General features: G+C 44.5%; 14 protein-coding genes. 5 read left to right on the top strand and 9 right to left on the bottom strand.

What is annotated here, in order from left to right; all coding sequences use genetic code 11:
* Positions 1-29 precede the first annotated feature (29 nt).
* The 3 genes from serS to AC5ZC7_RS32040 all read right to left on the bottom strand — a co-directional run bounded on the left by serS (position 30) and on the right by AC5ZC7_RS32040 (position 3896).
* On the bottom strand, positions 30-1298 hold the full coding sequence (gene serS / locus AC5ZC7_RS32050; RefSeq protein ID WP_496161299.1) for a serine--tRNA ligase: 1269 nt from the start codon (positions 1296-1298) through the stop codon (positions 30-32).
* A 156-nt stretch (positions 1299-1454) separates the two neighbouring features.
* A complete protein-coding gene (locus AC5ZC7_RS32045) occupies positions 1455-3122 on the bottom strand; it encodes an NAD+ synthase (RefSeq protein ID WP_496161300.1) in 1668 nt (555 codons plus the stop codon).
* A gap of 87 nt (positions 3123-3209) precedes the next feature.
* The gene (locus AC5ZC7_RS32040) at positions 3210-3896 is read right to left on the bottom strand and encodes an outer membrane beta-barrel protein (protein WP_496161301.1); all 687 of its coding nucleotides are present in this window, start codon (positions 3894-3896) and stop codon (positions 3210-3212) included.
* A gap of 74 nt (positions 3897-3970) precedes the next feature.
* Here AC5ZC7_RS32040 and gldB point away from each other — a divergent pair, with 74 nt between their 5' ends.
* The gene (gene gldB / locus AC5ZC7_RS32035; RefSeq protein ID WP_496161302.1) at positions 3971-5008 is read left to right on the top strand and encodes a gliding motility lipoprotein GldB; all 1038 of its coding nucleotides are present in this window, start codon (positions 3971-3973) and stop codon (positions 5006-5008) included.
* Positions 5009-5034: 26 nt separating this feature from the next.
* Here the strand turns inward: gldB and apaG are convergent, their stop codons facing one another.
* The 5 genes from apaG to AC5ZC7_RS32010 all read right to left on the bottom strand — a co-directional run bounded on the left by apaG (position 5035) and on the right by AC5ZC7_RS32010 (position 7709).
* Positions 5035-5421 carry a Co2+/Mg2+ efflux facilitator ApaG/CorD gene (gene apaG / locus AC5ZC7_RS32030; RefSeq protein WP_106526994.1) on the bottom strand — a complete coding sequence of 129 codons (387 nt, stop codon included), beginning with the start codon at positions 5419-5421 and terminating at the stop codon, positions 5035-5037.
* Between the two features lie 83 nt (positions 5422-5504).
* Positions 5505-5831 (bottom strand): DUF4157 domain-containing protein, encoded by a 327-nt coding sequence (locus AC5ZC7_RS32025; RefSeq protein WP_496161303.1) that lies wholly within the window; start codon positions 5829-5831, stop codon positions 5505-5507.
* Entirely contained in the window at positions 5819-6763 is a 945-nt protein-coding gene (locus AC5ZC7_RS32020) for a DUF5777 family beta-barrel protein (RefSeq protein WP_496161304.1), read from the bottom strand. The genes AC5ZC7_RS32025 and AC5ZC7_RS32020 overlap by 13 nt, the downstream gene beginning before the upstream one ends.
* 9 nt (positions 6764-6772) lie before the next feature.
* A complete protein-coding gene (locus AC5ZC7_RS32015) occupies positions 6773-7321 on the bottom strand; it encodes a YceI family protein (protein ID WP_496161305.1) in 549 nt (182 codons plus the stop codon).
* Between the two features lie 16 nt (positions 7322-7337).
* Positions 7338-7709: a hypothetical protein gene (locus AC5ZC7_RS32010; protein ID WP_496161306.1), complete on the bottom strand. Its 372-nt coding sequence runs from the start codon at positions 7707-7709 to the stop codon at positions 7338-7340.
* A gap of 132 nt (positions 7710-7841) precedes the next feature.
* On the opposite strand from AC5ZC7_RS32010, the gene AC5ZC7_RS32005 reads away from it, so the two are divergent.
* Both AC5ZC7_RS32005 and AC5ZC7_RS32000 read left to right on the top strand, forming a co-directional pair.
* Positions 7842-9122 carry a UDP-N-acetylmuramoyl-tripeptide--D-alanyl-D-alanine ligase gene (locus tag AC5ZC7_RS32005; RefSeq protein WP_496161307.1) on the top strand — a complete coding sequence of 427 codons (1281 nt, stop codon included), beginning with the start codon at positions 7842-7844 and terminating at the stop codon, positions 9120-9122.
* A 124-nt stretch (positions 9123-9246) separates the two neighbouring features.
* The gene (locus tag AC5ZC7_RS32000) at positions 9247-12591 is read left to right on the top strand and encodes an outer membrane beta-barrel protein (protein WP_496161308.1); all 3345 of its coding nucleotides are present in this window, start codon (positions 9247-9249) and stop codon (positions 12589-12591) included.
* Between the two features lie 643 nt (positions 12592-13234).
* Here the strand turns inward: AC5ZC7_RS32000 and mce are convergent.
* Positions 13235-13636, bottom strand: coding sequence for a methylmalonyl-CoA epimerase (mce, locus tag AC5ZC7_RS31995; protein WP_496161309.1), 402 nt, complete (start codon positions 13634-13636; stop codon positions 13235-13237).
* A 128-nt stretch (positions 13637-13764) separates the two neighbouring features.
* Between mce and AC5ZC7_RS31990 the strand changes: the two genes are divergently transcribed.
* Complete coding sequence (locus AC5ZC7_RS31990; RefSeq protein WP_496161310.1) at positions 13765-14970, top strand: IscS subfamily cysteine desulfurase; 1206 nt, start codon at positions 13765-13767, stop codon at positions 14968-14970.
* Between the two features lie 62 nt (positions 14971-15032).
* Positions 15033-15773, top strand: coding sequence for a gliding motility-associated ABC transporter permease subunit GldF (gene gldF / locus AC5ZC7_RS31985; protein WP_496161311.1), 741 nt, complete (start codon positions 15033-15035; stop codon positions 15771-15773).
* Positions 15774-15779 lie beyond the last annotated feature (6 nt).

Here is a 15779-nt window from a genome sequence, read left to right as displayed (position 1 = left end):
ATTCGTAAATCGTAATTCGTAATTTTTCCTTATATCATATGGCTGCCAAAATAGCTCTGCAGCGCAGTAGGTATCCGTATGCCTTCCACTGTCTGGTTATTTTCCAGCAGGCAAGCCAGGATACGCGGCAATGCCAGGGAGCTGCCATTCAGGGAATGTACCAGCTGTGGTTTACCATTATTTTCTTTGAAACGTATTTTCATACGGTTAGTCTGATATGCTTCGAAATTACTTACAGAGCTCACTTCCAGCCATTTCTGCTGTGCTGCACTGTATACTTCAAAATCGTAGGTGATAGCAGAAGTGAAGCTCATATCCCCGGCGCATAAACGCAGAATACGATAAGGCAGTTCCAGCTGATTCAGCAGGTTTTCTACATGTGCAATCATTTCATCCAGCGCCTCGAAAGACTTATCCGGATGCACCAGCTGTACTATTTCTACTTTATCAAACTGGTGTACCCGGTTTAATCCGCGTACATCTTTACCATAAGATCCTGCTTCACGGCGGAAACAAGGCGTATAGGCCGTCATTTTGATAGGCAGGTCTGTATCTTTTACGATTTCATCACGATAGATATTCGTTACCGGTACTTCCGCGGTAGGAATGAGGTAGTAGTTATCTTCTGTGGCATGATACATCTGGCCTTCTTTATCTGGCAGCTGGCCAGTACCATATGCAGATGCTTCATTTACCATATATGGCGGAGCATACTCCATATAACCGTTGCTGGTATTGTAATCCAGGAAATACTGGATCAGCGCACGTTGTAACCGGGCGCCCCTGTTTTTGAATACCGGGAAACCGCTACCGGTGATTTTATTACCCAGTTCAAAGTCAATCAGGTCGTACTGTTTGGCCAGGTCCCAGTGAGGAACAGCACCGTCATACAGATCCGGGATTTTACCACCGCTACGCACTTCTACGTTTTCTTCCGGTGTTTTACCGGCAGGTACCATGGAAGCAGGCAGGTTGGGAAGTTTTACCAGCGCATCCTGCAATGCTTTTTCAGTAGCATTCAGGTCTTCATTCACAGGCCCGAGACGCTCTTTCAAAGCGGCTACCGCTGCGCGTTGTGCTTCTCCTTCTTCTTTTTTACCCTGGCTCATCAGCTTACCTATTTCTTTGGATAAACTATTTACCTGCGCCTGTGTATCATCGTATTCAAGGGTTAATTTCTTGCGTTTGTCGTCCAGTGCCAACACTTCTTCCACTACATCAAGGTCCTTAAAGTTTTTAAAGGCCAGACGCTCTAAGACAAACTCTTTATTTTGACGTATAAACGGTACTTGTAACATGTGATTTTGTTCAAATTTTAGCAAAGATAGAAAAATAGCTTTTAGCTTTTAACCGTTAGCTTTTAGCAAATGCAGCAGAGATCATATAACGAAGATCACATAGTATGATCTCTACTGCATTTGCTAAAAGCTAACGGCTAAAAGCTAAAAGCTGGTTCAGCTCAGGTATTTTCCCACTATCGGCATTCTTCTTCCCACCCCAAAGGCTTTGGAAGATACCCGGATAATAGGGCAGAATTGATTCCGCTTGTATTCATTGGTATTTACCATTTTTAAGGCCCGCGAAACCAATGCCGCGTCAAAGCCCTTTGCTACTATCTCTTTAGGTCCCTGACGGCGTTCTATGTACTGATAAAGGATTTTATCGAGTATGGCGTAATCCGGTAAGCTGTCGCTGTCTTTCTGATCAGGACGCAACTCCGCAGATGGCGCTTTATCAATAATATTCACCGGTATAATTTCCTTTTGCCGGTTAATATACCGGGCCAGGGAATAAACCTGCATTTTATACACATCTCCCAAAACAGATAACCCTCCGGCCATATCTCCATATAAGGTACCATAGCCGGTAGACAACTCGCTTTTGTTAGAGGTATTGAGCAGGATATACCCGAATTTATTAGACAATCCCATCAACAGGTTACCACGAATGCGTGACTGCGTATTTTCCTCTGCCACGTTAAACGGTAATCCTTTGAAATACGGCTCCAGCGTTGCCAGGAAGCTTTCGTAAATATCATTGATACGAATAATATCATAAGGATTGCCCAGGTTTTCAGACAGGGCCACCGCATCATCTACAGAGTGTTCGGTAGAGTAGGGAGACGGCATCAGCACCGCTCTCACGTTATCCTTCCCCAGCGCATCGCAGGCAATGGCGAGTGTTACAGCGCTGTCTATCCCACCTGATGATCCCAGGATAGCCTTGGTAAAGCCCATCTTCCCAAAATAATCCCGGATCCCCATCACCAGGGCATCATAAATGCGATCAATATTGTGGTCAAACAACAATTCTGTTAAAGGAGCTGCTTCAGGGGGTTTGACAGGCGGCAATTGGTTATCCGTCAGTTCTTCCAATGTAATAGCGCCCATGGCCTCTTCAAAGTAAGGCAGTTGTTTGATGATATTGCCTTTTGCATCATACATGAGGGAGCCTCCGTCAAATACAATTTCCGTTTGAGAGCCTACTGTATTGCAGTATAGCATTGGTAATTTATACTTCAATACATTAGCGAGAATGATGGCTTTTCTATCTTCATCATGCTCATAATCAAAGGGAGAAGCAGACAGGTTAATCATTATGTCCGGTTCCTGTGCAATCAGCTGATCCATTGGACAAATGCGGTACAGCGGGTTATCTCCCAGGTTCCAGATATCTTCACAAATCGTTACGGCCAGCTTTTTACCTTTGAAAGGAATAATGTTCCACTCATAGGCAGGCTCGAAGTAGCGATATTCGTCAAATACATCGTAAGTAGGCAGCAATGTTTTGTGTACTACCTGTTTTATTTCTCCTTCATATAAAAACCAGGCAGCATTAAACAGGTCCTTGCCCTCCCGCTGCGGATTATGGGCCGGGGCACCTACCAATACAGCGATGTCTTTTGTATGTGTTTTAATCACATCAATCGCATGATGGCACTGTGCAATAAAATCTTCAAATTCCAGGAAGTCACGGGGAGGGTATCCGCAAACAGATAATTCGGAAAACACTACCAGATCCGCGCCCTGTGCTTTGGCAGCGTTAATGCCTTCAATAATTTTGGCCGTATTTTTCTCAAAATTGCCGATATGATAATTCTGTTGCGCCAGTATAATTTTCATAAATATTTTTTTAAGCAGAAAGCATAAAGCTAAAAGCATAAAGCTATTGAAGCGAATATCTAATAGCTAAAAGCTAATGGCTAATAGCTAGAAAAACACCCCTAATCTGAGTGCAAAGCTATTCATATTTACTCTTCCGTCGTTCCATTTGGCGTTGCGGGTAACATCTACAAATCCGTTTTGGTAAGTAATACCTGCCATGCCTTTCAGGTTATTGCCCAGTGGATATTCTATCCCTGCACCCAATAACATCCCTATATTAATCCGGTTCATTTCCGGTAATATATTTACCCGGTCATAGGTGTTACCCATGGATATCACATTCGCCCGGCCACTTACCGGAAAATCCAGGTAAGTACCGAATTCGCCCCAGAAGTCAACGCCTTCCTGTTCTGTGTTGGACTTTAGCTTCAGGGCTACCGGAATTTCAATGTAGGTCAGCTTCATATTATATTCTGCCGCATTGGCTTTATAATCATTCAGTCCTTTGCCCGCATCATATTTCAGTTTACTGCCCGCCAGCAACACCTGGAAGCCCGACGACAATGCATAAGTACCTCTTTCATTCAGGTTAAAATCCGCCATCAGCCCGAAATTCAGTCCTGCTTTGGCAGCCGTGCGATTTACACCGGATTCCTGCGGCTTCAGGATAGAAACCAGTGGATTCACGGTAAATCCAAGCTTTACTTTACTTCTGAAAGTACTATAGCCATCCTGTGCCATACCTGCCTTTGCTATGCCCATAATAGTCAGCAAAATGATGATCTTCTTCATAGTATGATGCTAGTTCATAATTTTTTATAATACAAGGTAAATAATAATTTTACCTTAGATGAGTTTTAAGAGTGATGCAAAGTTACATTAATAAATATACCCTGCTGATAAGTTGCTTCGTTGCCCTGTTGGGTACTGCAGCCTGCAATTCCGGCAAAAAAGCCCCGGACGTAAGTCATATACCCATGACCGTTAGTCTGTCGCGCTTCGATTCCGCCCTGTTTACTATCGATACCAACCAGGTACAGACCGGGCTGGAAAAGCTACATGCTGCTTTCCCCGTATTCCTGCCCCTGTATGTGACGGATATCATGAACCTGGGCGCTTATTCCGACAGTAGCGCAGCGGTACAAAAACAACTACATCTGTTCCTGACCACCCCGGATTTCCGTCAGCTGGAGAGAGCCGTAGCCGCCAAATATGGTAATGGCGACAAGCTGAAAGAAGAGCTGGCACAGTGTTTCCGGTATACCAAATACTATATTCCTTCCTTTCATCCCCCTAAGGTAGTCTCCTTTATTTCGGGGATAGCCAATTATGGCGCCATTACAGTAGATTCCATACTCGGTATCGGGCTGGATATGTATATGGGGGAAGACTTTCCACCGTATGCCATGATCCCCGACTACCCCGATTATATGATCCATCGGTTTACACCCCAATATGTGGCGGTGAACTGTATGCAGGTGCTGCAGCAACAAATGTATCCGCCTGCCCGGAAAAACGGTAACCTCATCGAACAAATGATGGAAGTTGGTAAACAACAGTATTTCCTGGACAAAGTATTACCGGAAACACCCGATACTATCAAGCTGGGATATACGAAAAGCCAACTGGACTGGTGCCGGGAAAACGAGCAAATGATCTGGCAGTTTTTCATACAAAATAACCTGGTATACTCCACGGATTGGCAACAGATCACTCATTTTACGGGTGATGGCCCATCTACACAGGGGATGCCCGAAGGATCACCGGGTAAAATTGCCAATTTTGTTGGATGGCAGATTGTAAAAAAGTACATGGAAGATCACAAGGAAGTTACCTTGCAGCAATTGATGGAATCCAAAGATGTAATGGAATTGTTCAAAGCCTCAAAATACAGGCCCCGATAGATTTACAGGCTAAACGAAGACAGGAACTAGTTTAATTTGAATGGAACCACCATCTGGAACTCCGGAATTTTAACTTCCAGTATTTTCTTATCCAGTTGGTTTTCCATTTGATAAGTACCGTACATCTTACCGATCTCCGTGCGAAGATTGGATCCCGAGACGTATTGGTATGTTTCACCGGGGGCCAGCAATGGTTGTACGCCTACCACACCTTCTCCCTCCACCTCGCGGTGTGTTCCGTTGGAATCGATAATGTACCAATGCCGGCGGAGCAATTTAATAGGGAAAGTGTTATTGTTTTCAATGGTAATACGGTAAGCAAACATGAATTCGCTTCCAATAGGATTAGAATAATCCGGCTGGTAGAATGTTTCCACGCTGATGGTGATGCCCTCTGTTACCTTCTTAACCATAAAATCAACCTTTAACGTAAAAATAAGAAAAATAAAACCAGTGGCTGGAAAAAATATACCAGAAGCCCTACTTTAACGATTCTTTAAACTATTTCAATATCGTTGAGTATGTCGGGATCTCCCTCTGAAGCTCTTGCCGCTATTTCCAACTCATTGTTATAATAGCCTTTACGCAGGTATTGTGCCAGGTATTTCCACAAAAAACCATAAAACCCCAGCTGTTGGTACTGTTTCACATGACAAGCTTCATGCCTCATCCACGAAACATCTGATAAAAAGCGTTCCCGGGACGCTCCATACAGGTGAATGGTGCGTCCCAGGACCATGGCTACAGACTGCACCCGCATGGAGCGGGCTGCAATTTTGGCTAACCAGGAATTTTCATGTATGCGGCATTTTATTTTTTCCAATCTTTCTTCCCGAATAACGTAAATCTACGGGAAATATTGAATCCCCAGCGGAATTGTCCCTGTAGCCAGGAAGTGGTAGTGGCTGGAATGAACTGGTTTTCCAGGATAGCGGTGGAGTTGGTAAAGGTAATGCTGAACACATGGCCGCCGGTTTCGATTTCCAGGCCCAGGCCCAGCGGGTTATAAAAGTTGATTCCCTGGGATTTAAAATTATCCTTGCTGGCGGTGCTCCGGAAAGGATAATAATATTCTGCCAGTAAACCCAGGCGCTTGCTGAGTTTCAGCCGGCCAGCGGCCCCCAGGGCAAACATATTATTCATATCCTGGTAACCAACGTGGTTACGGTGTACATAAGTAGGCATCAGGGTAAGGGATAGTTTGTCGGCAAACTTCCTGGATACCAGGGCCTGCGCTACATACATCAACCGGTCTGACCCATCCGCAAAATGCGCGGCAGATGCCACGTCCGCATTGGAAGGCATCCCGCTGATCACCGCATTGCCAAATACCGCCAGTGATACCGGGATATAATTATCCGTTGTTTGCTGCAGGAAGCGGTACTTTACCAGCCCTTCATATAACTGCTGTAAGTCCCCGCTGCCTTTGCTTCTGCTGATACCTACCATGAGGTTATCACTGATGCCATACTCAAAGGCAATACGGATATCGGTAGAGTTATCGGTACCGAAAAACGTTTTGGTGCCGCCAAATTCACCGCCGGCATCGCCGAAACGGTGTGCCACACGGAAGTCCAGCTCATGTTTGCGAAGCATTTCGGTAGATTGTCCCTGTACAATACGGGTAGACTTATACGTGTCCCGCACCCTGGTATGTGTAACACCGGTGGAGTCGAAGAGTTTGTCGAGGCCGTTTTGTGCCTGTACCTGCCAGCTGATCATACAGCCTAACACCAATATGGAGACTATTTTCATAGAAAAAACTTATTTACTGTATGGAGTATAAATAGCATTTACCTTTACGGCTACTACCTCTGCCACATTTTGTATTACCAAAGAAGGAATTTTAATACCGTGATCGGCTACACGCACTTTGAAGTCAGACGTAACGGTAATGGTGTTGCCTTTCGTCACCAGCGTACCTTTGGCCGTATACGTTTTTTCCACACCATGAATATTGAGTATACCCGTTACCGTAACCGGGTAAGTACCGTCTTTATTGAATTCCGGCGACTCATTAATTTTGCCTTTGAATTCCGCAAAGGGATACTTATCACTTTCGAGATAATTTTCGTTGAAGTGTTCCTGCATCAACTTCTTTTTGAATTGAAAAGTGCTGACAGGTACTTTAAAGAAAACATCTTTTGTTTTCAGGTTGATGGCAGCCGCCCCCTTATCTGTCTTCGCTTCAATATCTTCCAGGGGGGAGGAAGAAAAAAAAGATAACTGTACATTTTTACAGGTAAATACATCCTGTGCAGCTACAGCAGATGCCCACCACCAGGCGGTTATAAAAAGCAGCCAGTGTTTCATACGATTCCTTTTAAAGTTATTGATCCGGAAGTCCGTGTGCAATCCAGCAGGCGATGGAGTCTTTCATACCCTGCGACAGTGCCGGAAATGCCTGCGACTGGGGCATATCTGCCTGTGGACCGGTAACCCGCAGGTCGAACATTGAGCGGTGGGTATTGATATATCCTTTTAATTTATCGGCGGTAGAAAAATCGGCTGTGACCGGGGAGTTTCCACCCGGATGACAGTTGCGGCTGGTGCAATTGGCCTGTATAACACCCAGAACATAAGTAGTGGTGATTTTAGCGGCATCGCAATTAATACCACCGCTTACAGGTGGTGGCGCCTGCTCATTCTTACAAGCAGCAAAAGCCAGACAGGTCAATAAGAAAAGAGTAATACGCGTCATAGGTTTTTCTATCATTTGATTGCTAATAGCGGTATACGGGATAGTATTTAAATTGGTTGCTTTAGACGGCAGATAAAATTCTGCTATATTACATGATTAACCACTTATTTTTGCACTAAATAAGATTTGACCGTGAATATTGAACAACTATACAGCATCTATGAGCAGCACCGCTCGGTACAAACGGATACACGTAAGCTGAAAGCCAATGATATATTCTTTGCGCTGAAAGGAGGGAACTTCAATGGTAACGAATTTGCCGCCAAAGCCCTGGAAATGGGGGCCGCCTTCGCCGTTGTAGATGAAGCCGCTTATTTCACGGTACCTGAAAAAATGATGCTGGTAGAAGATGCCCTCACCGCACTGCAACAGCTGGCGTTGCGGCATCGTCAACAGTTAAATATTCCTTTCCTCGCTATTACCGGCACTAACGGTAAAACCACTACGAAGGAACTGGTCAATGCTGCTTTGTCGGCCGGTCTGAAAACTTATGCCACTGTTGGCAATCTCAATAACCATATTGGCGTACCCCTGACTATTTTAAGTATACAGCCGGATGTGGAAATAGCCGTGATAGAAATGGGTGCTAACCATCAGTTGGAAATAGCCGGTTATTGCAAAATTGCCCTGCCTACACATGGTATCATTACCAATATCGGGAAAGCCCACCTGGAAGGCTTCGGCAGCGAAGAAGGGGTAAAGAAAGCCAAGGGAGAACTCTACGATTTTTTACGCGCCAACAATGGTACCGTGTTCGTGTGTAACGACTATGGCTACCTGGTAGAAATGGCTACCGGCATTCCACATATCATTACTTATGGCAGCAAGGAAGCTGACTTTGTAGGGGAAGCCATTGCCGACAGTGCTTTCCTGGCCGTTCAGGTAAGGGGCGACAGCCAGGTAGGCTTTATCCAAACACAACTGGTAGGCGCCTATAACTTTCCAAATGTAATGGCCGCAGTAGCCGTAGCTACCCACTTTGGCGTACCGGAAAAAGATATTGCACCTGCTATTGCTCATTATACACCGTCTAATAACCGCTCCCAGGTAATACAACAGGGTACCAACACCATCATTATGGATGCGTACAATGCCAATCCTTCCAGCATGAAAGCCGCCATCGAAAATTTTGCCGGCATACAAGCAGAGAAAAAGGTATTATTACTGGGCGCCATGATGGAATTAGGAGCAGACAGTATAAAAGAACATACTGACCTGGTTCACTTACTGGAACGCACACACTGGGATGCCGTGGTATTGGTGGGTGGAGATTTTAAAAAGGTAAATCATCCTTATATCTTCCTGGAAAATGCTACAGAAGCGGGGAAGTGGCTACAGCAGCAGCAATTCCAACACACACACCTGCTGATTAAAGGGTCCAGGAGCACCGGTATGGAAAAGGTACTGGCATAAGGGATCCAACTTGTCATGCGCCGCCAAAAAACAAATAGTTCAAATAATTTGTTAACGATTTCATAATTGTATTATTTTTAATACTTGAATCTGTCATTTGAACTTTGCACAAAATCTGAATCGCATGCACAAAAAGATCTGGTGTTACCTCATTTGTATGCTTTGTTGCGTACTTATGTTGCCTAATGCCCTGTTTGCCCAGGAAACAACGGCCGATATTGCCGGAACCATTGGCAGTAAAGAAGGCCCTGTACCAGGTGCCAGCATTGTGGCCATACATCTCCCTACCGGTACTAAATACAATACTGTATCCCGTAAAGATGGCCGCTTTAACTTACCCAACCTCCGTGTTGGTGGTCCTTACACCTTAACCGTTTCTTATATTGGTTTTAAAGATGAGAAACGGGAAAACATCAATCTGTCACTGGGTCAGGAATACAAAGCAGATGTAACACTGCAACCCAGTACCAGCACACTGACGGAAATAGTAGTTACTTCTGTTGCGCAAAACAAAGTAATCAACAAAGCCCGCACTGGTAGCCAGGAAGTGATTACCCGTTCACAGATGGACAGGTTGCCTACGATCAGCCGTTCTATGCAGGACTTTACCCGGTTGACCCCTTCCGCCAATGGTCTTAATATTGGTGGTAGAAGCAACCAGTTAAACAACATCACCGTTGATGGTGCCAACTTCAATAACTCTTTCGGTTTGCAGGCTACACTTGGCTCCCAGACCTCTTCCCAGCCTATCAGCCTCGAAGCACTGGAGCAGATACAGGTAAACGTATCTCCTTATGACGTAAGACAAGGCGGCTTTTCCGGCGCCGGTATCAACAGTGTTACCAAGAGTGGTACCAATACCTTCAAAGGTTCTGCGTACACTTACATCCAAACACCTGGTTTGCAAGGCCGGAAGGTGGGTAATGTTACCGTTCCTAAACCGAACTTCAATTACAACATGCGTGGATTTTCTATTGGTGGTGCTTTCATTCCCAACAAATTGTTCTTCTTTGTAAGCGCTGAACAGGAAAGGATTAAAGCTCCCGCTACCAGCCTGGTGGCTAACAAACCTGGTGGTGTTGCCGGTGGCAACGTTTCACAAGCGGTAGCAGATACCCTGGATGCACTGAAACAATTCCTGATCAGCAAATACGGATACAATCCAGGTGACTACCAGGATTATACTTATCGTACACAAAGCGATAAGGTAACCTTTAAGGTAGACTGGAACGTAAACGATCATAACACCTTTACTTTTAAATACAGCTACCTGAAATCTTTCAGAGATATTGCAGCCAGCAATAGTGGCGCACCAGGTGGTGGCGCCGTTGGAAGTGGCCGTCAGCCCAGCGCTACAGGTCTTCCTTTTAGCGGTAGTGGTTATACCATCAATAATAACTTCAACATCTTTATCGCCGAATTAAATACCCGTATCGGTAACCGCGCTTCCAACAAATTCCAGGTAGGATTTTCGGCAATGCGTGATTACAGAGCAGCACTCTCTCAAAGTAATTTCCCGTTGGTGGACATCATGAACGGACAAGGCGCCAGCTATACCGCCTTTGGTTATGAGCCATTTACTTACAACAATAAGCTCAATACCAACGTATACCAACTGTCCGATATCTATACCATGTATAGAGGTAAACATGAAATTACCATCGGTACTCAAAACTATTACAAAACATTCCTGAATGGTTTTGCTCCTAACTACATGGGTAACTACCGTTTCAACAGCCTGAGCGACTTCTACGCCAGTGCAAAAGACGGATTGCCCACCGCGGTTCGTTACGCATTATCCTATGCTACCACCAAAGACAAGTCTTTCCCATATGCGAAAGTAAATATGCTGGAACTGGGTGCGTTTATACAGGATAAATGGAATGTTTCCAACTTCTTTACCTTCACTTACGGTGTTCGTATAGACTTACCAGTTATAGGTAGTACGTTTGACAGGAATGATTCCCTGACTACCTTAACTTTCAGAGATGGGGTAAAACTGGATGTAGGTCAGGCGCCTAAAACTACACCATTGATTTCACCTAGAATTGGTTTTAACTGGGATATCACGCATGATGGTAAAACGCAGTTACGTGGTGGTGCCGGCTTATTTGCAGGTCCTCCGCCGGCGGTGTGGATCAGCAACCAGGCAGGTAACAACGGTGTACAGTTTGGATCATTTACCGCACAAACCAGTACTACTGTTCCTGTTATCAATTATCCTTTCAATCCTAATCCGGATACTTACCGCGATAATTCAGGACAGCTCTCTAAACAATATAATATAGCCGTTACCGATAAGAATTTCAAATACCCGCAGGTAATGAAAGTAACCCTGGCTATTGACCGTCAGTTACCATGGGGTATCATTGGTACATTGGAAGCCAACTATTCCAAAGATATCAACGCAGTATACTTCCAGAACGTAAACCTGCCGTCTACCGGATTTCAACTGGACAGCACCCCTGACCACCGTCTCCGCTACAGCAGCAGCAAAATATACGGTGCAGGTACCAGCCTTGGCAACCCGAATATCAGCGATGCTATCCTGATGCGTAATACCAATAAAGGCTACTCTTATTTTGCCACTTTACAGTTCCAGAGAAATGTAAATAATCTTTACATGAGTGTTGCCTATACTTATAGCAAATCACGCAGTGTAAATGATGGTGGTACCATTGCACAGAGCAACTGGCGCGATCGTCCGGTACAGGGAGATCCTAACGCCAATGTATTGGGTTATTCCAACTACTATATGCCACACCGTGTGGTGGCTGCCGCTTCTTACCGCTTTACCTGGGCAAAACATTTTGCTACGTCTGTGGGTATGATTTATGAAGCAGCACCAAGCGTAAATGGCCTTTATAGCACTACTTCTTATACCTATAACGGAGATCTGAATAATGATGCTTCCGGTGGTAACAATGACCTGATCTACATTCCCAGAAACAGCAATGAGATTAAACTGGTACCAGTAGGTTATGGCGATAAAGGATTTAATCCTGCTACCAATGCGGATAAACGCACTGGCGCTATCATCTGGAACCAGGTGGATAATTTCATCAAGCAGGATGCTTACCTGAGCAGTCACCGTGGTGAATATGCAGAGCGTAATGCAGTAGTATTGCCTTTTGCTAAAAGAATGGATGTAAATATCACACAGGACATTTTTGTGTATAGCGGCAAGGAAAAAAACAAGCACACCATCCGTATCAGCTTCGACATTATTAACTTCGGTAACTTCCTGAACAAAAACTGGGGTATTTCCAAAATGCCTAATGTGCCTTCTTTCCTGAAATATGAAGGTCAGTTCAGAGATCCAAGTGGTAATACTACCAATGCTGCTGCTTTCTCCTTCCCTTACCAGGATGCTAATAACCAGATCCCGGTTACCAATTCATGGAGAGATAATACCAACGTTATTTCCCGTTGGCAGGGTCAGATTGGTATTAAATATCTGTTCAACTAACAAAAACAAACCTATAAAAAAGAAAAGTCCGGATCATGATCCGGACTTTCTTTTTTATAAACATGACATCATCTTTTACATCAACATCTAAAATGTGTGTGAGCAAATAAAATCACTACACAACACTGGAACATCCACGCGGCATATCTCTTACCTGCTTTCCCGAAATAAAAATATACTTGAAACAATTTGCTCGATCTGTTGAGCGTTAATAGCATTAACAAATAAGCATAGCAGCTGTACGATCCCTCCCTGAAGCTATTTCCCGGCTAATTGAATTGAATCACTCTCTGTAGAGGTAGCTTTTAAAAAAAGACCTGCAAGCTAAAAAACCCGCAGGTGTTCATAACCTATGCCAACTTTAGAGTAATCGTTAAAACTTAAACTGTTAAAATCTATAAAGCTTAAGTCTTGTAATATTTTGAGTATTGTTCTTTTTTGTATTTGAGTGTTTGTAGATATAACGCTATGGAAAATCTATTTGTTCAGTTTTTTTATAAAAATATTTTGGTTTTAACTTTTTGTGCCCTTTTGGGGGGTGTTTCATAATTACTTACGAATACATAATTCCTTTGGATTGCTAAAATGGAAAAAAAATTAAAAAAAATATTATTATTTATATTTAATATATATAAGTAAATGTTTACTTGATCTCCTGGCAAATTTCGATCAAAACCCCGTTACTGTGCTTAGGATGGAGGAAACATATCAGTTTATTATCTGCCCCCTTTTTGGGTGTTTCCTGTAATAAAACGAACCCTTCTGCTTGCAATCTTTTCATCTCCGCATAGATATCTGCTACCTCAAAAGCGATGTGATGCATGCCTTCCCCTTTCTTATCCAGGAATTTAGCAATAGCACTACCCGGACCAGTCGCTTCCAACAATTCTATTTTACTTTCTCCCTGCTGAAAAAAGGCCGTTATCACTTGTTCACTGCCTACTTCTTCCTGTTTATAACAGTTAGTGTTTAACAGCTTTTCAAACAACGGAATGGAGTCAGCCAATGAATTTACTGCAATGCCAATATGTTCTATCCTGAGCATGTTTATGAGTTTAATGATGTATCCGAAATACAGTGTCTGCAAGGCATTTTCGGGACATGCCCTACCCGGTAAAAATAGAACTTATGTCGTAAATTTGTTAGCTCAGCGATGAGATAACAAAGACACATATGCTACAATTGCCTGTTTACCTTGACAATAACGCTACCACTCCCTGCGACCCAAGGGTAGTAGCCGCCATGTTACCCTACTTCACCGAAGTATATGGAAATGCGGCCAGTCGCAGCCATCCATTCGGGTGGGCTGCCCAGGAGGCAGTAGATTATGCCCGTGAACAAGTAGCCAGGCTGATAGGCGCTGATACCAAAGAAATCATATTTACATCCGGTGCCACCGAAGCGGTAAACCTCGCCATCAAAGGCGTATATGAAATGTATGCCAGCAAGGGCCGTCATATTATTACCGCTACTACGGAACATAAAGCCGTATTGGATACTTGCAAACATCTCGAAAAACAAGGCGCCCAAATCACCCTGCTGCCGGTAAACAGGGAAGGACTGATTGACCTGACTGCGCTGGAAGCTGCCATTACGCCGCAAACCATCCTGATCAGCATCATGTACGCCAACAATGAAACCGGTACTATACAGCCGGTGCAGGCTATCAGCGCCATTGCCAGGAAACACGGCGTATTGTTTATGACAGACGCCACACAGGCCGTAGGAAAAATTCCGGTCAACGTAAACACCGATGGTATAGATCTGCTCACCCTGAGCGCCCATAAGATATACGGCCCAAAAGGAGTAGGCGCCCTCTATGTACGCAGACGTTCCCCCCGGGTAATGCTCGCTGCCCAGATAGATGGCGGCGGACATGAACGCGCTATGCGTTCCGGCACCCTGAACGTACCCGGCATAGTAGGCCTGGGTAAAGCCTGCGAACTATGTGACGCAGAAATGGCCAGCGATAACGCCCGGATCAGCCTCCTGAGAGACCGGCTGGAAAAGGCCCTGCTGCAACTGGAACAATCCTATGTCAACGGATCCACCACCCATCGACTACCTCATACCACCAACCTCTCTTTTAAATATATAGAAGCAGAAACCCTGATGATGGGCTTTAATAAAAACATTGCCCTCTCTACCGGTTCCGCCTGTACGTCGGCCTCCCTGGAACCCAGCCACGTGCTGAAAGCCCTGGGGATGAGCGATGAACTGGCACGCGCTTCCCTTCGCTTCGGACTGGGACGTTTTACCACGGAAGAACAAATAGATTATACCATCCGCACCATTACAGATGCGGTAAATAAGGTGAGAAGCGAAAGCCCGATATGGGAAATGTATAAAGATGGAGTAGACCTTGATACAATAGCCTAAAAGGTAATAGCGTTTAGCTATATTTGTATCTTTACTAATATCCTAATCCTTACAAACTGTTCATGCTAGCCATCTTTAAGAAAGAGATTAACCAGTTTTTCAGCAGTGTAACGGGCTATGTGGCCATTATCCTGTTTTTGCTGGCAAATGGATTATTACTCTTCGTTTTTCCGGAAACCAGTTTGCTCGATACCGGTTATGCTAACCTGGATCCGCTGTTCAACCTGGCACCATTCATTTACCTGCTGCTGATCCCGGCTATTACCATGCGCTGCTTTGCTGATGAATTTAAAAGCGGTACCATGGAACTGCTCAGCACCAAACCTGTTACCGGCTGGCAAATAGTAATGGGCAAATTCTGGGGTAGTATGGTGATTGTACTCATTTCGCTTTTACCGACCATCGTATATTATTTTGCTATCCAGCAGTTGAGTGTAGACACACAACAGCCAGACACCGGCGGTATCATCGGGTCTTATATAGGCCTGCTGTTGTTGGGCGCATCGTTTACGGCTACCGGCATCTGGGCGTCTTCCTTCACCAACAATGCCATGATCGCCTTTCTCATTGCCATTTTTACCTGTTTCATATTATATAACGGTTTTGACGCCATCAGCAAAATACCTGCTTTCACCGGCGGGGCCGACTATTACCTGCAGATGGCCGGTATTAAATTTCACTACGCTTCTGTTAGTCGTGGCGTGATTGATAGCCGGGATATCATTTATTTTATCAGCATCATTGGCCTGATGCTCTATCTCACTAAATTATCCCTCCAAAGAAAACTCTGGCAAAACGGGTAAAGATTT

Source organism: Chitinophaga sp. 9-1-y (assembly GCF_059511905.2).
This window is presented reverse-complemented; position numbering and strand designations above follow the sequence as displayed.

Excerpts from the sequence above, each read along its gene's own strand:
- serS (WP_496161299.1), bottom strand. The coding sequence starts at position 1,298 with ATGTTACAAGTACCGTTTATACGTCAAAATAAAGAGTTTGTCTTAGAG.
- AC5ZC7_RS32045 (WP_496161300.1), bottom strand. The coding sequence starts at position 3,122 with ATGAAAATTATACTGGCGCAACAGAATTATCATATCGGCAATTTTGAG.
- AC5ZC7_RS32040 (WP_496161301.1), bottom strand. The coding sequence starts at position 3,896 with ATGAAGAAGATCATCATTTTGCTGACTATTATGGGCATAGCAAAGGCA.
- gldB (WP_496161302.1), top strand. The coding sequence starts at position 3,971 with ATGCAAAGTTACATTAATAAATATACCCTGCTGATAAGTTGCTTCGTT.
- apaG (WP_106526994.1), bottom strand. The coding sequence starts at position 5,421 with ATGGTTAAGAAGGTAACAGAGGGCATCACCATCAGCGTGGAAACATTC.
- AC5ZC7_RS32020 (WP_496161304.1), bottom strand. The coding sequence starts at position 6,763 with ATGAAAATAGTCTCCATATTGGTGTTAGGCTGTATGATCAGCTGGCAG.
- AC5ZC7_RS32015 (WP_496161305.1), bottom strand. The coding sequence starts at position 7,321 with ATGAAACACTGGCTGCTTTTTATAACCGCCTGGTGGTGGGCATCTGCT.
- AC5ZC7_RS32010 (WP_496161306.1), bottom strand. The coding sequence starts at position 7,709 with ATGACGCGTATTACTCTTTTCTTATTGACCTGTCTGGCTTTTGCTGCT.
- AC5ZC7_RS32000 (WP_496161308.1), top strand. The coding sequence starts at position 9,247 with ATGCACAAAAAGATCTGGTGTTACCTCATTTGTATGCTTTGTTGCGTA.
- mce (WP_496161309.1), bottom strand. The coding sequence starts at position 13,636 with ATGCTCAGGATAGAACATATTGGCATTGCAGTAAATTCATTGGCTGAC.
- AC5ZC7_RS31990 (WP_496161310.1), top strand. The coding sequence starts at position 13,765 with ATGCTACAATTGCCTGTTTACCTTGACAATAACGCTACCACTCCCTGC.
- gldF (WP_496161311.1), top strand. The coding sequence starts at position 15,033 with ATGCTAGCCATCTTTAAGAAAGAGATTAACCAGTTTTTCAGCAGTGTA.